This window comes from Achromobacter sp. MYb9 (assembly GCF_002975275.1).
GTDB lineage: Bacteria > Pseudomonadota > Gammaproteobacteria > Burkholderiales > Burkholderiaceae_B > Achromobacter.
In genome coordinates this window covers 94,376-107,958 of the sequence record NZ_PCOQ01000017.1, presented here as the reverse complement: position 1 = coordinate 107,958, position 13,583 = coordinate 94,376, and the positions used below count along the sequence as shown (strand labels likewise).

Annotated in this window: 14 protein-coding genes; 4 read left to right on the top strand and 10 right to left on the bottom strand. The window is 67.6% G+C overall.

Features of this window, described 5'->3' with window-relative positions; genetic code table 11:
• Positions 1–58: 58 nt before the first annotated feature.
• Together CQ050_RS21845 and CQ050_RS21840 are read right to left on the bottom strand one after the other, a co-directional pair.
• A complete protein-coding gene (locus CQ050_RS21845; RefSeq protein ID WP_199196893.1) occupies positions 59–964 on the bottom strand; it encodes a LysR family transcriptional regulator in 906 nt (301 codons plus the stop codon).
• Positions 948–1,868, bottom strand: coding sequence for a LysR substrate-binding domain-containing protein (locus CQ050_RS21840; protein WP_105558910.1), 921 nt, complete (start codon positions 1,866–1,868; stop codon positions 948–950). Before CQ050_RS21840 ends, CQ050_RS21845 begins: the two co-directional genes overlap by 17 nt.
• 156 nt (positions 1,869–2,024) lie before the next feature.
• On the opposite strand from CQ050_RS21840, the gene CQ050_RS21835 reads away from it, so the two are divergent.
• Positions 2,025–3,398 (top strand): MFS transporter, encoded by a 1,374-nt coding sequence (locus CQ050_RS21835; protein WP_105558909.1) that lies wholly within the window; start codon positions 2,025–2,027, stop codon positions 3,396–3,398.
• Here the strand turns inward: CQ050_RS21835 and CQ050_RS21830 are convergent.
• Positions 3,355–4,239, bottom strand: a complete 885-nt coding sequence (locus tag CQ050_RS21830) for a LysR substrate-binding domain-containing protein (RefSeq protein WP_105558940.1) — start codon at positions 4,237–4,239, stop codon at positions 3,355–3,357. The two genes, CQ050_RS21835 and CQ050_RS21830, sit on opposite strands and share 44 nt — an antisense overlap.
• A 122-nt stretch (positions 4,240–4,361) precedes the next feature.
• Here CQ050_RS21830 and CQ050_RS21825 point away from each other — a divergent pair, with 122 nt between their 5' ends.
• On the top strand, positions 4,362–5,030 hold the full coding sequence (locus tag CQ050_RS21825) for a flavodoxin family protein (RefSeq protein WP_105558908.1): 669 nt from the start codon (positions 4,362–4,364) through the stop codon (positions 5,028–5,030).
• On the opposite strand, the gene CQ050_RS21820 is transcribed toward CQ050_RS21825, so the two are convergent.
• The 7 genes from CQ050_RS21820 to CQ050_RS21790 form a co-directional block, all read right to left on the bottom strand.
• Positions 4,976–5,782 carry an AraC family transcriptional regulator gene (locus CQ050_RS21820; protein ID WP_105558939.1) on the bottom strand — a complete coding sequence of 269 codons (807 nt, stop codon included), beginning with the start codon at positions 5,780–5,782 and terminating at the stop codon, positions 4,976–4,978. The two genes, CQ050_RS21825 and CQ050_RS21820, sit on opposite strands and share 55 nt — an antisense overlap.
• Positions 5,783–5,801: 19 nt before the next feature.
• Positions 5,802–6,761 (bottom strand): proline dehydrogenase family protein, encoded by a 960-nt coding sequence (locus CQ050_RS21815; RefSeq protein ID WP_105558907.1) that lies wholly within the window; start codon positions 6,759–6,761, stop codon positions 5,802–5,804.
• Between the two features lie 101 nt (positions 6,762–6,862).
• Positions 6,863–7,786 carry a DMT family transporter gene (locus CQ050_RS21810; protein WP_105558906.1) on the bottom strand — a complete coding sequence of 308 codons (924 nt, stop codon included), beginning with the start codon at positions 7,784–7,786 and terminating at the stop codon, positions 6,863–6,865.
• 166 nt (positions 7,787–7,952) lie between these two features.
• Positions 7,953–9,200, bottom strand: coding sequence for a D-amino acid dehydrogenase (locus CQ050_RS21805; protein WP_105558905.1), 1,248 nt, complete (start codon positions 9,198–9,200; stop codon positions 7,953–7,955).
• Positions 9,201–9,443: 243 nt separating this feature from the next.
• Complete coding sequence (locus CQ050_RS21800; protein ID WP_105558904.1) at positions 9,444–9,881, bottom strand: Rrf2 family transcriptional regulator; 438 nt, start codon at positions 9,879–9,881, stop codon at positions 9,444–9,446.
• A gap of 55 nt (positions 9,882–9,936) precedes the next feature.
• Positions 9,937–11,154, bottom strand: a complete 1,218-nt coding sequence (gene hmpA / locus CQ050_RS21795) for an NO-inducible flavohemoprotein (protein ID WP_105558903.1) — start codon at positions 11,152–11,154, stop codon at positions 9,937–9,939.
• A 91-nt stretch (positions 11,155–11,245) separates the two neighbouring features.
• Complete coding sequence (locus CQ050_RS21790) at positions 11,246–11,887, bottom strand: 4'-phosphopantetheinyl transferase superfamily protein (RefSeq protein ID WP_233214217.1); 642 nt, start codon at positions 11,885–11,887, stop codon at positions 11,246–11,248.
• A 134-nt stretch (positions 11,888–12,021) separates the two neighbouring features.
• Here CQ050_RS21790 and CQ050_RS21785 point away from each other — a divergent pair, with 134 nt between their 5' ends.
• The gene (locus CQ050_RS21785; RefSeq protein WP_105558901.1) at positions 12,022–12,750 is read left to right on the top strand and encodes a beta-ketoacyl synthase chain length factor; all 729 of its coding nucleotides are present in this window, start codon (positions 12,022–12,024) and stop codon (positions 12,748–12,750) included.
• Positions 12,747–13,583, top strand: a complete 837-nt coding sequence (locus CQ050_RS21780) for a 1-acyl-sn-glycerol-3-phosphate acyltransferase (RefSeq protein ID WP_105558900.1) — start codon at positions 12,747–12,749, stop codon at positions 13,581–13,583. Before CQ050_RS21785 ends, CQ050_RS21780 begins: the two co-directional genes overlap by 4 nt.

Below are 13,583 nucleotides of genomic sequence, written 5' to 3'. Positions count from 1 at the left end.
GAAAGAAACGCTGGGGTCGTTCCGAAAAAGTGACGGGGAAGTGGAGGATCGCGGCGCGTCAGGCCGGTAGCGCGGCCAGGTCGCGGCGCAAGGCCTGCACGCAGAACTCAACAAAACTGCGCACCTTTGCCGAGCTTTTCCGGCCCTCGGGGTACACCACGTGCACCGGCAACGGGGGCAGTTCGAAGTCGCGCAGCACCACCTGCAAGGCGCCGCTGGCCAGATGCCGGGCCACCTGATACGACACCACTTGCGTCAGCCCCCAGCCTTCACAGGCGGCCAACACCGCCGCCTGGAACGACGTGACCGTCAACTGCGAATCCACGTTCACCCGCCGGGGCTGGCCGTCTTGCTGGAAGCGCCATTGCACGCCGCGCCCTTCCATGGCCGCGGTGATGGTGCAAAAACGCGGCAACGCGTCCAAGTCCCTGGGCGCGCCGTGTTGGCGCAGAAAATCCGGCGCGGCGCACACCACGCGGCGCACGTGCCCCACCGGCACCGCGGTCAGGCTTGAATCCGGCAAGGCGCCGATGCGCACGGCGACATCGACGCCTTCGTCCAGCAGGTTCACGACGCGGTCCACCAGCAAAGTGCGCACCGACACGTCGCGGTGCGCCCGCAGATAGCCCAGCACGACCGGCATCACATGCAGCTCGCCGAAGAAGGCGGGCGCGGTGATGCTGAGCGCGCCGCGCGGCGCCGCCATCACCCCGGCGGCGGCATCGTCAGCCTGTTCCACCTCGTCAAGAATGCGGCGGCAGTCGGCGGCGTAGCGCTCGCCGGCTTCGGTCAGGCGCAAGCTGCGCGTGGTGCGAACCAGCAGCAGCGCGCCCAGACGCCGTTCCAGCGCCGCGACGCTGCGCGTCACGGTGGGCGCGGACATCCCCAGCCGCCGGGCGGCCGCTGCAAAGCCCTGCGCCTCGGCCACCGCCAGGAACACGGTCATTTCATGGAATCGATTCACGGCGGGTATCTCCGGCCAACGCGCGCGGGGCGCTGTCATGAATGCACTGCCGCACGATATCGCCCAGCGCGGCGGCCACGGGGTCGGGCTGCGCCTGGGCCCAATACAGCGAAAGCGCGATTGACGGCAGGGCCGGCAAACCGTGCTCGCCCGGCGTCAGCGCACGGACGGTGGGGGGCAAGCCCAACGGCGTACGCACCGCCAGCCCCAAGCCCGCGGTAACGGCCGCCCACAAGCCCGCCAGGCTGGGGCTGGTGAAAGCCGCCATCCAGGGCTGATCCGCGCGGTCCAGCGCCTGGGTCGCGCCATCTCGAAACAGGCACGGCGCCTCGAAGGCCACAAGCGGCAGATCGCCGTCGTCGTGAAACAGGAACGCGGCGGGCGACGCCGGCCCGATCCAGCACATCGGAAGCTCCAGCAGCCGCTGGCCATGCGGCATGCGCGCGTCGTGGTCCCAGGCCAGCGCCAGGTCCAGTTGCCCCAGCGTGACGCGTTCCAGCAAATCGGCATTGCGCCCGACGCGCGCTTCGATCCTGACCTTGGGATGCGCCCTTGCGAACTGGCCCAGCACCTGCGGCAACAGCATTTCGCCGAAGTCTTCCTGCAAGCCCAGGCGGACGCGCCCTTGCAGTTCGGCGCCGCGCACGGCGCGCGAGGCCTGGTCGTTCAGGGCCAGCAGCCGGCGGGCGTAGGCCAGCATCGTTTCGCCCGCCTCGGTCAGCGCCAGGCCGCGGCCTTCCTTGCGAAGCAGCGGCACGCCGGCCTGCTCTTCCAGCTTCTTCAATTGGGCGCTGACGGCCGACGTGGAACGCCCCAGCCGGTCCGCGGCGCGCCCGAAACTACCCAGGTCGACGCCCGCGACAAAGCTGCGCAACACATCCAGGTCGAAGGTGACCGCTCGCATCAATAGTCCTGAATTTCTGAACTGTCCAAACAATATTTCCTGATTTTCAAAACGATAACAGAAGCACAGACTGGCCGGGTCGATTTCTTTGACGTCTGGGTTGACGCCTTGTCGCCCCCTTTTTTTATGCCTTTTTTGGCGCTTTCGGAGCCTTGCATGATCCCGCCTCTCCCCCACGCTTCAACGGCCGATGCGCAACGGCCCTCCCATCGCTGGAAGGTGCTGGCGGTGGGCGTTGCCGCCAATGCCGCCTTCTCCGCGGCGGCGGCCGGCCTGCCCACGACGGCGGTGTTCATGCGGTCGGGTTACCGGCTGGACAACGATCAATTGGGCCTGGCGCTGGGCCTGCTGGGGCTGGGCGTGGCGCTGTTCGAATTGCCCTGGGGCCTGCTGACCGATCGCTGGGGCGACCGGCCGGTGCTGCTCACCGGCCTGGGCGCCACCGCGGCGGCGCTGGCCTGGATGAGCGGGTTCGCCTCGCCCACCGCCAATGGCGTGCCCGCGCTGTGGCTGCTGGCGCTGGGCCTGGTGCTGGTCGGCATCCTGGGCGGCAGCGTCAACGGCGCTAGCGGACGGGCGGTGATGGCCTGGTTCGACGAAGGCGAACGCGGGCTGGCCATGAGCATCCGGCAAACCGCCGTGCCGCTGGGCGGAGGCCTGGGCGCCCTGCTGCTGCCATGGCTGGCGGCACACGCGGGTTTTGGCGCCGTATTCGGCGCGCTGAGCGTGATGTGCGGCCTGGCCGCCGCGCTGGCAGCGGTGTGGCTGCGTGAACCGGAGCGCGTGCGGGCAGCCCCGGCCCGGATTGCCAGGACGGCTCAAGCCGACTCGTCCGCCACCACCGCTTCGGCGCGGGAGGCCGCCTCCCCGCTGCGGGACGGCCGCGTCTGGCGGGCCGCTGTCGCCATCGGCATCATGTGCTGCCCGCAATTCGCGGTACTGACGTTCGCCACGGTATTCCTGCACGACTTCAGCCACGCCGGCATCGGCACGTTGACGATGGTGATGGTGGCCGTGCAATTGGGCGCCATGGTGGCAAGAATCGCCAGCGGCCGTTGGACGGACCGCCGTGGCGACCGGCGCGGGTTTCTGCGCCGCTGCGCCTGGCTAAGCTGCCTGCTGTTCGCGGCATTGGGCGCGACGGCGTGGGGCGTCGAAGGCGCGCCGGCCGGCCCCGGCGCGGTGCTGGCGGCGGCCAGCCTGCTTGCCGCGGCGGGGATCTGCGCATCCGCCTGGCACGGCGTGGCCTATACCGAGTTGGCGACATTGGCCGGCGCGCCCCGCGCGGGTACGGCGCTGGGCATGGCCAACAGCTGCGTCTACCTGGGCCTGTTCCTGACGCCGCTGGCGATCCCCCACGTGGTCGCCGCAAGCTCCTGGCCAGCCACCTGGGTGATCGCCGGGTTGTGCATGCTGGCTGCGCTGCCACTGCTGCCGAAGTCCATGCCGAAGTCCATGCCAGGCACGCTGGGCACGACCGGCCGCGCTATGCCTGGAACTCGCGGCTCAACCAGTCCAGGAACGCCTTGACGGGCGGATGGCGTTCGCGGCCCGGCGCGCACAGCGCGGTATAGGCGGACCCGGCCACACGCACATCAGGACGATACGCCGTCAGCGTGCCCGCCCCCACGCTGTCCGACACCATGACGGAACTGGCCAGCACCAGGCCCTGCCCCGCGATGGCCGCCTGCAGGGCGTAATGCTCTTCGGTATAGGCATGCACCGCCGCCGGTTCGCGCCACGACGGCAAGCGCGCCGCTTCGCACCAGGCCTGCCAACCTTGGTCATACAGTTGCGAATCGCGCCAGCGCACCGTCACCAGCGCTGGCGCGCGCTTTCCGGCTTGCGCGACGAGCGAGGGCGCGCCGTACACGCCGAACCATTCGGGCAACCGGCAGGCGGCGTGCAGGGCGGGATAGGCGCGCGGGCTGTACCGGATCGCGACGTCCACGCTGGCGTCCTGCAGCAAGTCCACGGGATCCGCGCCAGCATCCAAGCGCAACTGGTATTGCGGATAGGCATCGTAGAAGCGCCCCAGGCGGGGCACCAACCACAGCGCCGCGAAGGAATGCGTGGTGGAAACCGTCAGCGCGCCAGACGCGGGCGCCGGCCGCAAGGCATCCAGCGTCTGGGCGATATCCAGCAATGCGCCATGCACGCTGACGAACAGGCGCGCGCCGGCATCGGTCAGCCGCACGCCGCGCGGCACGCGATCGAACAGCGCGATCCCTACCTGCCGTTCCAACGCCTTGATCTGATGCGACACCGCGGTGGGCGTCACCGCAAGCTCGGCCGCGGCGGACTTGAAGCTGCGCAGCCTGGCCGCCGCCTCGAAGGCCCGCAGCGCCGTGACAGGAAGGGAAGCAAACATGGACGTGGCCAACACATGAAATGAATTCATCTTAGCCAAGGAATCGTCATTTGTCGCCGGGTTCGTGCATGCCTACAGTTGCCCCTTCCTACGAAGAATCCCCCGAACCCCGAGGACAAGGCATGAATTCAAATCACCACAAGCACAAGCTGCTCATCCTGGTGGGCAGCCCCCGGCGCGACGGCAACAGCGCCGCGCTGGCAGCGGCCGCGCAACGTGGCGCCGATGCGGCGGGCATCTCCACCACCCTGCTGTTCCTGGACGACTACATCCAGGGCTTCCTGCCCGACCTGCGGCGCGGCTCGCCGCCCGCGGATCGCTACGCCGAACTGTTCCTGGAACATTTTCTGCCGGCCGACGGCCTTCTGCTCTGCACGCCGGTCTATTGGTATGGCATGTCCGCACAGGCCAAAGCGTTCTTCGACCGGTCGTTCACTCATTACGCCGGCTCGGGCGCCGAACCGGAACGGGTCAAGGCCGCGATGACCGGCAAACGGCTGGGCCTGACGGTCGCGTCCGAAGAGACCTATCCCGGCGCGGCGCTGGGCATCGTGCACCAGGTGCAGGAGTACGCGCGCTACACCCATTCCGACTTTGTGGGCTATGTGCATGGCGCCGGCAATCGGCGCGGTGAAGTTGCCGCGGATCCCCGCCAGCCGCTGCTGGCGGCAGAGCGGCTGGGCGCCGCATTTTTCACGCAGAAGTACTCCGACTACCGGATAGAGACGCCCCGCGCTCACAATGTGTGGGACGCGCCAGCCCTTTGCAGCACGCCTGGCGTGCTGCCGTAGACCTGCTTGAACACGCGGGTCAGATGCGCCTGATCCGCGAACCCCACCGCCTGGGCGGCCTGCGCCAACGGCAAGCCGTCGCGCAGCAGCGTCCGCGCGCGCGCCACTCGCCAATTGCGCAACCAGGCTTGCGGCGGCAGGCCGTAGCGACGGGCAAACTGTTTGACGAGCGTCGTGCGGTGGCGATCCTGCGCCTGCGCCAGCGCTTCCAGGTCAGGCGCGCAGGACGGATCGGCGGCCATGCGCTCGCGCAGCAGCGTGCAGACGTCGGGCACGTCGGCCCGCGCCGGGTCGCCGGTTTCGGCGTGCTCGGCCAACAGCCCGAACAACGCGGCGGAAAGGCGTTGGCGCCGGACCGCATCCGGCATCGGGTCCGGTGCCAGCGCGGCCAGCCATTGCGCGCAAAGGCCGGGCGCGGTAATGACAGGCCCCGGCAATCGGGCCCCGTCGGCAAACAAGGCACGCGCATGGTCGTCGAACCACCGGGCGTCGATGTACGCCATGCGGTACGCCAACGGCGTGGCCGAGGTGCCCCCGGTATGGACCTGGCCGGGCGCGATCACCACCAGGTCGCCCTCGCCGGCCGCATGCGCCTGGCCATGCACGCTGAACGTGCAATTGCCGTGTTCGATCGCGCCGATGGACCACGCATCGTGGAAGTGCGGCGCATAGCGATACGCGCGAAGATCCGCGATCAGCACGTCGGCGGGCAAGCCCGCGCCGCAATGCCAGATATGTTGAGAAACCGCCATGGTGTACAAGCCCTTGCGGCTAGCTGAAGTAGCTCCCGTCCGAACCCAGGGAGCGGGCCAGCAGCCACGCGTTACGGGGATTTTCCCCCACCCGGCGGATGGCATACGGCCACCAGTCGCCGCCGAACGGAAGATAGACCCTGACGTTATAGCCCAAGCCGCGCAGGGCCAGCTGCCAATCGGGCCGCACGCCATAGAGCATTTCGAATTCAAAACCGTCCGGCGCCCAGCCGCGCTCACGTGCCATCGTCATGATCGCGCCGGCCAAACGGTCGTCGTGCGTGCCGAAGACGGGTAGAAAGCCCGCCTTGCGCGCCTCGGGCGACAACATGATGGAGGCCGCGTCCAGGTACGCCTGGTCGATGCGCGCGCGACCGTCGTGGTCCAGTTCGCGCTCCGGGAAAGCGCCTTTCACCAGGCGCAGCGAAGTCCGCTGCCGAATCGCCCAGTGCAGGTCTTCCGGCGTGCGCCGGCGCCGCGCCTGCAGGGTCAGGCCAGCGGGCAAGCCCGCTTCCAGCAAGCCGCGATGCAATCCGCACGTGCGATCCCGGATGCCGGAATCTTCCATGTCCAGCACCACCCAATCCTGCCCGCCACCCGCGGCCCGCGACACCGCCGCGCCGATGCGCCGCGCGTTCGCTTCGCCCCGCGCGTCGCTGTCCATGTAGCCGATGGCGGTGGGGTCCACCGACACGTGCACGTCCAGGCCCGCCCTGCCCAGCGCATCGCAGGCGGCAATGGACTGCGTGACGTTGTGTTCGATGGCGGCCGGATCCGCCACGTACTCGCCCAGATAGAAGAGCGAGGCCCGGATGCCGTGCGCCTCGCGCAACCGCAAGGCGGTCCCGACCGCGGCATCCACATCCGCGCCACCGACAAAGCGGCTGGCCAGTGACGACCGGGCCGCCATCGCCCGCATCGCGCGGCCCATCATCGGGCTGCGCGCCAGGGCAATGGTGGTTCTCTGGAAAAGGCTCATGAGCGCTCCCGCTAAAGAGCCGCACTATCGCGCAACGGGAGGCGCTTGTATTGAACGCCCGTGAACGGGCGCGCCAGCGTGAACCGCCGTGAAGCGGCTTGCTAGCGCTTGGCCGCCGCGGCGGCGGTGAGCGGCGCGGCGGGCGCCCGGCGCATCAACGGACGCTGCACCGTCTGGGCCATCAGCACACCCGCCAGCGTTACTGCCCCGCCCAGCAGGTGATACGCGTGCAACTGCTCGCGCAGCATGACGAATGCCGCCAGCGCCGTAAACAGCGGCAGCAGGTTGATGAAAATGCTGCAACGGTTGGGCCCCAGGCGATGCACGCCTTCGATCCACAGATAGGACAGCAACACCGACGAAAAAATGCCGGCATAGAGAATCAGGGGAATGGTCTTCACGTCCAGCGCGGCCTGCGCCGCCGGCACGCGCAGGTACAGCGGCAGCATGTACAGCAGCGCGAAAATCGACTGCACGAAGGTGGACTGCCAGGCGGGAACCGGCACCTTCCAATAGCGCAGCAGCACCCCGTACAACGCGTACGACAAGGCGGCCAGCAGCATCAGCCCATCGCCGGCATGGATGCCGTGCTGGAACACGCTGAGCATGTCGCCCTGCCCCACCAGGTACAGCAGCCCCAGGAACGACATCACCCCGCCTGCGGCCATGCCCAGCGTAAGGGGGTCGCGCAGGATGACGACGCTAAGCAGCATGCTCAGCAGGGGGATCAGCGCCGTCAGAATGGCCATGTTGGTGGCGGTGGTGGTTTCCGCCGCGCGGTAGGACAGCGCCTGGAACACCGCCGACGACAAGGCGCCATAAAGCGCCAGCTTGGGCCAGTGCCGCAAGATGGTCTTGCGGTTGCGCCACGCCGGGCGGGCCGTGAACAGTCCCATCAGGAACAGGGCCAGCACCAGGCGATAGAACGTGATCGCGGTGGGAGAGATGGCGCTGGCCGCCAATTTGGACACGATGACATTGCCCGCCCAGAACAAGATGGCGAACAAGGGGAACAGAAAGGACATGATGAATGCGCTCGCAGAAAGGGATCGGGTCCCGCCCGCCCGCGTGCCGTCAAGGCGCGTGGCGGGGGAACAATCGCTATCCTATTAAGCGCGCGAAGGTCCGTCTGCCGATGAAAAGGCGGCAGCTATCGCAAAATGGACATATCCGCCCATCCCGGCGCAAGCATCACGGCCGGAAAGGCGCGGGGTCCAGCGGCAGTTCCAGGCCCGCCATCTGCGCGGTCAGCAATGCCGCGCTACCGCAGGCCAACGTGAATCCCAGCGCCCCCTGGCCGATGTTCAGCCACAGGTTGTCCGCCGCGTCGCTGCGCCCGATCAGCGGCTTGCCCGTCGGCGTGGCGGGACGCAGACCGGCCCAAGGCACGGCCTGGCGCAAGTCCAATGCCGGAAAGGCCTCGTGCACCTGCCGCTTCAACAATGCCACGCGCGCCGGTTCGATATCGGCGTTGGCGCTGCCGATATCGACCATGGCCGCGATCCGCAGCACGCCGCCCACGCGGGCGTAGACGATGCGCCGTTCATAGTCGGTCACGCTGATGTGCGGAGCAACGGCGTCGTCGGCGGATAGCGGCACGCTCAGGCTGTAGCCCTTTAGCGGGTACAAGGGCACGTCGCGGCCCAACGGCTTGAGCAAGGCGCGCGTGCCGACACCGGTGGCCAGCACGACCGCGTCGGCGCCGATGTCGCCCTCGCGGGTGTTCACCGCGACGATGCGCCGGCCTTCGCGTTGCAGGCCGGACACCGGATTGGACATGGCGCATTCCACATTGCCCAATGCCTGCAGGCGGTCGAACAAAGCCTCGGTGAACTGGCGGCAGTCGCCCGCCTCTTCGCTGGGGGTGTAGATCGCGCCGGCCAGCTTGTCGCCCATGGCGGCCAGCGCCGGCTCCATGGCCAGCGTCTGCGCGGCGTCCAGCACTTGCTGGTCGGCGCCGTGCCCCGCTTGGTACGCCACCAGCGCGCGCGCCTTGTCCAGCAAGGCGGCGCTGCGATAGGCAATCAGCTTGCCGTTCTTCAAATGGCCAAAATCCAGGTCTTCCTGCGCCAGCAAGGTATGCATGACGTCGCGGCTCAAGTAGGACAGGCCCAGCAACTCGGCCGTCGACGCCCGGGCGACCGACGCGCGGCACGCCAGCGCGAACTGCAGGCACCAACGCCATTGATGCAGGTCCAGCCTGGGCCGGAAACGCAGTGGCGAATCCTGGCGCAACAACCAGCCGGGCACGCTGGGCAACACGCCCGGGCCGGCCAACGGCGCCACATAGCTATAACTGAGCTGGCCGCCGTTGGCGTAGCTGGACACTTCCGCCGGGCGCGCTTGGCTGTCCACCAACACCACATCGTGCCCCTGGCGCGCCAGGAAATAAGCGGAGGTCACGCCAACAACACCCGCACCAATTACGCAAACGCGCATGCCCGAGTCCTAAAAAAAAAAAAGGGTTTATGCCCCCACGCCGCGCACACTGCGTGTGCTTGCTGCCCCCCGAGGGGGCGCTTTTTGCCTTGGGGCGGCCCGGCGGCAAAAATAGCCCCCACGCCGCGCACACTACGTGTGCTTGCTGCCCCCGAGGGAGATAAGCCGCTATTCTGGAACGTTCAGCGCCCGCACGGCAAATGCCAAAGCGGGCAGCATCCATAACAAAACGTCATGCCCGCCTCAGGCGGCGCGGTGCAGCTTGATGATGGCCGCGGCGGTAGGGTCCCGCACCAGGTCGGCCAGCGTGTAGGCGTTAAGGGCGTCGTAGAAGGCGTTCAGGGTTTGCGCCAGCACGCCCGACAGGCGGCAGGAGCCGTCCAGGGCACAGGGCGGTTCGCGGCAATCGATCAAGGGCCCCTGCTGCTCGAGTTCGCGGATCAGGTCGCCCACCCGGTACTCGGAAGCTGGCCGGGCCAGGCTCAGGCCCCCGCCCTTGCCGCGCGTGGTGTTGACCCATTCCCGCTGCGCCATGAAGTGCACCACCTTGACCAGGTGATTGCGGGACACGTCGAAGCGTCCGGCGATCTCCGGGATGGTGACGGCGGCGGGCCGGTCGCGGCATTGCGTCAGATACATCAAGACGCGCAGGCCGAAGTCGGTGAATCGGGTCAGTTGCATAGGAGGAAGACGGGTGCCTGGCGGCCCAGGCGGATCAGGCCGCCAGGATACACCGTCAGGCCGGCGCGCCGCCGGTGCCGAAAGCTTCGGCATGGATGCGGTCAGGCCCCACGCCTAGCGCCAGCAGTGCTTCGCGCTGAGCCAGCATGAAGGGCGCGGGTCCGCACAGGTAGTAGTCGGCGCCGGGCACGATGACGTCATCGCGGATGGCGCGCAAATCCAGGCGGCCGGCGTGATCGTAGTCGCGCCCTGGTTCGTCGTCGTGGCCGATTTCTTCATAGAACACAGCCTTGCGCACGTTGCCGCGCTCGGCGGCGATGCGGTTGACGTGGTCTTTCATGGCATGCACCGACCGGTTGCGACAGCCGTGCACGAAGCGGATCTGGCGCTCGTCGTTGTTGCGGACCAGATGGTTCAGGATCGACACCATCGGCGTCAGGCCAACGCCGCCACTGAGCAGCACGACGGGCGCGTCGCTGTCTGCCTTCAGGTGGAAATCGCCTTGCGGCGGCGCCACGTCCAGCACGCCGCCCTCTTCCAGCCGGTCGTGAAGGGCATTGGACACGCGCCCCGCCGGCGTCTGCGCCCCGGCGGGTTCGCGCTTGACCGAAATGCGCAGGCGGTCTTGCCCGGGTGCGTCCGACAGGCTGTATTGGCGGGGCTGCATCAGCCCCAGTTCCGGCACGTAGACGCGCACGGACACGTATTGCCCGGGTTGATACGCGGGCACGGCGCCGCCATCGGACGGCGCCAGGTAGAACGACGTGATCTCAGCGCTTTCGGCCTGCTTGCCCACCACGCGGAACGCCCGCCAGCCCGTCCAGCCGCCCGGCTTCCCGGCGGATTCGGCGTACAGGCGCGCCTCTTCGCCGATCAGCAGATCCGCCAACTGACCATAGGCGGCGCCCCAGGCGTCGACCAGTTCGTCGGTGGCGGCCTCGCCCAGCACCTCGCGAATGGAGGCCAGCAGGTGCTTGCCCACAATGGCGTAATGCTCGGGCCGGATGCCCAGGCTGACGTGTTTGTGCACGATGCGAGTCACGACCGGCATCAGCACCGAAGGATCGTCGATGTGTTCCGCGTAGGCGGTGACCGCGCCCGCCAGTGCGTGCTGCTGCTGCCCACCGGCCTGGTGGGCCTGGTTGAAGATGTGCTTCAACTCGGGATTGTGTTCGAACATGCGCGCATAAAAATGGCGCGTCAGCGCCACGCCGTGCGTCTTCAGGACAGGGGCCGTGGCTTTGACCAGCGCACGGACTTGGGGGCTCAACATCAGGGGGCTCCTTGCGTTGCGAGCGGGCTCGCTTTTAAAGATATATTTATAATACATCTTTAAAAGCGCATGGCAAAACGCCCGGGCGCGATCACCCTGCGGCAGACGCCCAATGACCGATAAGCGTCACCGGCGGCAACGGACAGACGGTTGGCGCCCGCCACTGCGGTGACATTGCGTTATCACTGGACGCCAACCAGACCATCGACGCCATCCATGCGCCCCCCACCCGCCAACTGCATGCCCGCCACGCGCCCGCCGGCGCGTTCAGGCGCCACTCCCCGCCCGCGTCCGGCGCCAGACCCACGGACGCCATGTCCGCCGGAAAGTCCAGGTTGGCCGCCTTGATGAAGGCTTCTTTCAAGGTCCAGAGCAGATAGAAGCGCTCTCGTTGCGCGTCACCGTCCAGGGCCGCCAGCGCGGCGGCTTCGGCCGGTGAACAGACCCAGTCCGCTAACCGGAGGACGTCGCGCGGCCGCATGTGTTCAAGGTCGGCCCCCAATTTCCAGCCTGCCGGCGCCTGGGCGCAGATGGCATGGCCGCCGCTGTGGCTCAGCGACAACACCGCGCCAGGCGTCATCGCCGACCTGGCTTCGTGCAGCAAGACGCGGCTGACCTGCCAGTCGTCCTTTCTTGCCTGCCGGCTATCGCTCGCGGGCAGCCGGCGCGCGTCCTCGTCGGACACGTTCTCTTCCCGATAAAGACCGGCGGCGCGTTGGTCCGCCCAGTACATGAATAGTTCCTGAATTTCCACAGCAATACGTAACCAGTTATTCCAGCCAAACAGATGCTTACAGTGACGAATTGGCCATAAAGTAACCATCCAAAACAAAATCAACGGGTAGCGGCATAGTAGAATCGCGCGCTATGTTGACGTTCTCAATCGCGCAATGGCAGGGGTGGGCGCAAGGAATCGATACGCCCACCGACTGGTTGCAGTGGGCCGAACATCCTTACTGCCCCCTCGCGGACCAATGCGCACCCCGCCTGGATTTCCTGCCTCCGATGCAGCGCCGCCGGCTCAGCTCGCTAGCTCGCGCCGTGTTCGCGTGCGCCTGGCCGCTGGCTGCGGAAGGCGCGGGCATGCCGCTGGTATTCGCGTCGCGCCACGGGGAAACCACCCGCAATTTCGGCCTGTTGCAGTCGCTGGCGGCCGATGAGCCGCTATCGCCCACCGCCTTCGGCCTGTCCGTGCACAACGCCATCGCGGCGCAATGGTCGATCATACGCCGCGAAACCACTGAATCCATCGCCCTGTCCGTGGAAGACGATGGGCTTGAGCATGCCTTTATCGAAGGCGCGATGCTGTTCGCCCAGGGTCACGAAGACGTCCTGGTGGTGCTGGCGGAAGAACGCCCTCCCGCTCCCTACGCCCCCTGGATCGACGACGTGCCATATACGTATGCGACGGCATTCCACCTGCGCCCCGGAACGGAATGGACGCTGGCGATGGCAGCCACCCCGGACGGCACGCCGCCTGACGCCGCGCAGGCCTGGCCCAATCCGCTGAACCTGCTGCGCCACCTGACTTTGAAAACTCCCGCCTGGACGCATCAGAATCACGCCCGACGCTGGACCTGGACACGCACGGCATGACAAGCGCCCCACAATCCCGGCAGGACTTCTGGCTTTGGCGCCTGGTCGCCACCGGTATGGCCTTCACGATGTTCGGGCTGGGCGGCGTGCTGCTGCGCGTGCTCGTCTTTCCGCCGCAGCGCCTGCTGCCGGGCGGCAAGGCGGACCGCCAGCGCCGCGCGCGGTCGGCGCTGAACCGTACTTTCCGGTTCTTCATCCGTTTCATGGTCCGCGTCGGCATCCTGACGGTGGAGTTCAAGGGCGCCGAGCGCCTGGGCAAGCCGGGCCAGATGATCCTGGCCAACCACCCCTCACTGCTCGATGTCGTGTTCCTGGTCGGCCACGTCAAGAACGCCAACTGCATCGTCAAGCACGGCCTGGCCACCAACCCGTTCACGCGCGGCCCGATCGCCAACGCCGGCTACATCACCAATGATGAAAGCTTCGACATGTTCGACCGCGCCGCCGACGTGCTGCGCAATGGCGAAACACTGATCGTCTTCCCAGAGGGCACGCGCACGCCTCCCGATGCGTCGCCGCAATTCCATCGCGGCGCCTGCGCCATCGCCCTGCGCGGCGCCAAAGTCGTCACGCCCGTGATCATCCGGATGACCCCGCGCAGCCTTACCAAAGGCGAGCCCTGGTACCGGATTCCACCGCGTCGCATGCGCTATGTGATCCAGGTGGGCGAGGATATCGACCCGGCCGTGTGGGGCGACGCGCATCCTCTGCCGATCGCCGGGCGCAAAATGAATGCCTGGCTACATGCCTATTTCGAAGCCGAGCTGGCGCGCCCCGCGCCGGCCGGCGCTCTCATGAACGAACCCACCCAGCACGGTGGTAGCGGAGTCTAA

Coding starts and splice junctions, on each gene's coding strand:
- CQ050_RS21840 (WP_105558910.1), bottom strand. CDS start 1,868: ATGCGAGCGGTCACCTTCGACCTGGATGTGTTGCGCAGCTTTGTCGCG.
- CQ050_RS21835 (WP_105558909.1), top strand. CDS start 2,025: ATGATCCCGCCTCTCCCCCACGCTTCAACGGCCGATGCGCAACGGCCC.
- CQ050_RS21830 (WP_105558940.1), bottom strand. CDS start 4,239: ATGTTTGCTTCCCTTCCTGTCACGGCGCTGCGGGCCTTCGAGGCGGCG.
- CQ050_RS21825 (WP_105558908.1), top strand. CDS start 4,362: ATGAATTCAAATCACCACAAGCACAAGCTGCTCATCCTGGTGGGCAGC.
- CQ050_RS21820 (WP_105558939.1), bottom strand. CDS start 5,782: ATGGCGGTTTCTCAACATATCTGGCATTGCGGCGCGGGCTTGCCCGCC.
- CQ050_RS21815 (WP_105558907.1), bottom strand. CDS start 6,761: ATGAGCCTTTTCCAGAGAACCACCATTGCCCTGGCGCGCAGCCCGATG.
- CQ050_RS21810 (WP_105558906.1), bottom strand. CDS start 7,786: ATGTCCTTTCTGTTCCCCTTGTTCGCCATCTTGTTCTGGGCGGGCAAT.
- CQ050_RS21805 (WP_105558905.1), bottom strand. CDS start 9,200: ATGCGCGTTTGCGTAATTGGTGCGGGTGTTGTTGGCGTGACCTCCGCT.
- CQ050_RS21800 (WP_105558904.1), bottom strand. CDS start 9,881: ATGCAACTGACCCGATTCACCGACTTCGGCCTGCGCGTCTTGATGTAT.
- hmpA (WP_105558903.1), bottom strand. CDS start 11,154: ATGTTGAGCCCCCAAGTCCGTGCGCTGGTCAAAGCCACGGCCCCTGTC.
- CQ050_RS21790 (WP_233214217.1), bottom strand. CDS start 11,887: ATGTACTGGGCGGACCAACGCGCCGCCGGTCTTTATCGGGAAGAGAAC.
- CQ050_RS21785 (WP_105558901.1), top strand. CDS start 12,022: ATGTTGACGTTCTCAATCGCGCAATGGCAGGGGTGGGCGCAAGGAATC.
- CQ050_RS21780 (WP_105558900.1), top strand. CDS start 12,747: ATGACAAGCGCCCCACAATCCCGGCAGGACTTCTGGCTTTGGCGCCTG.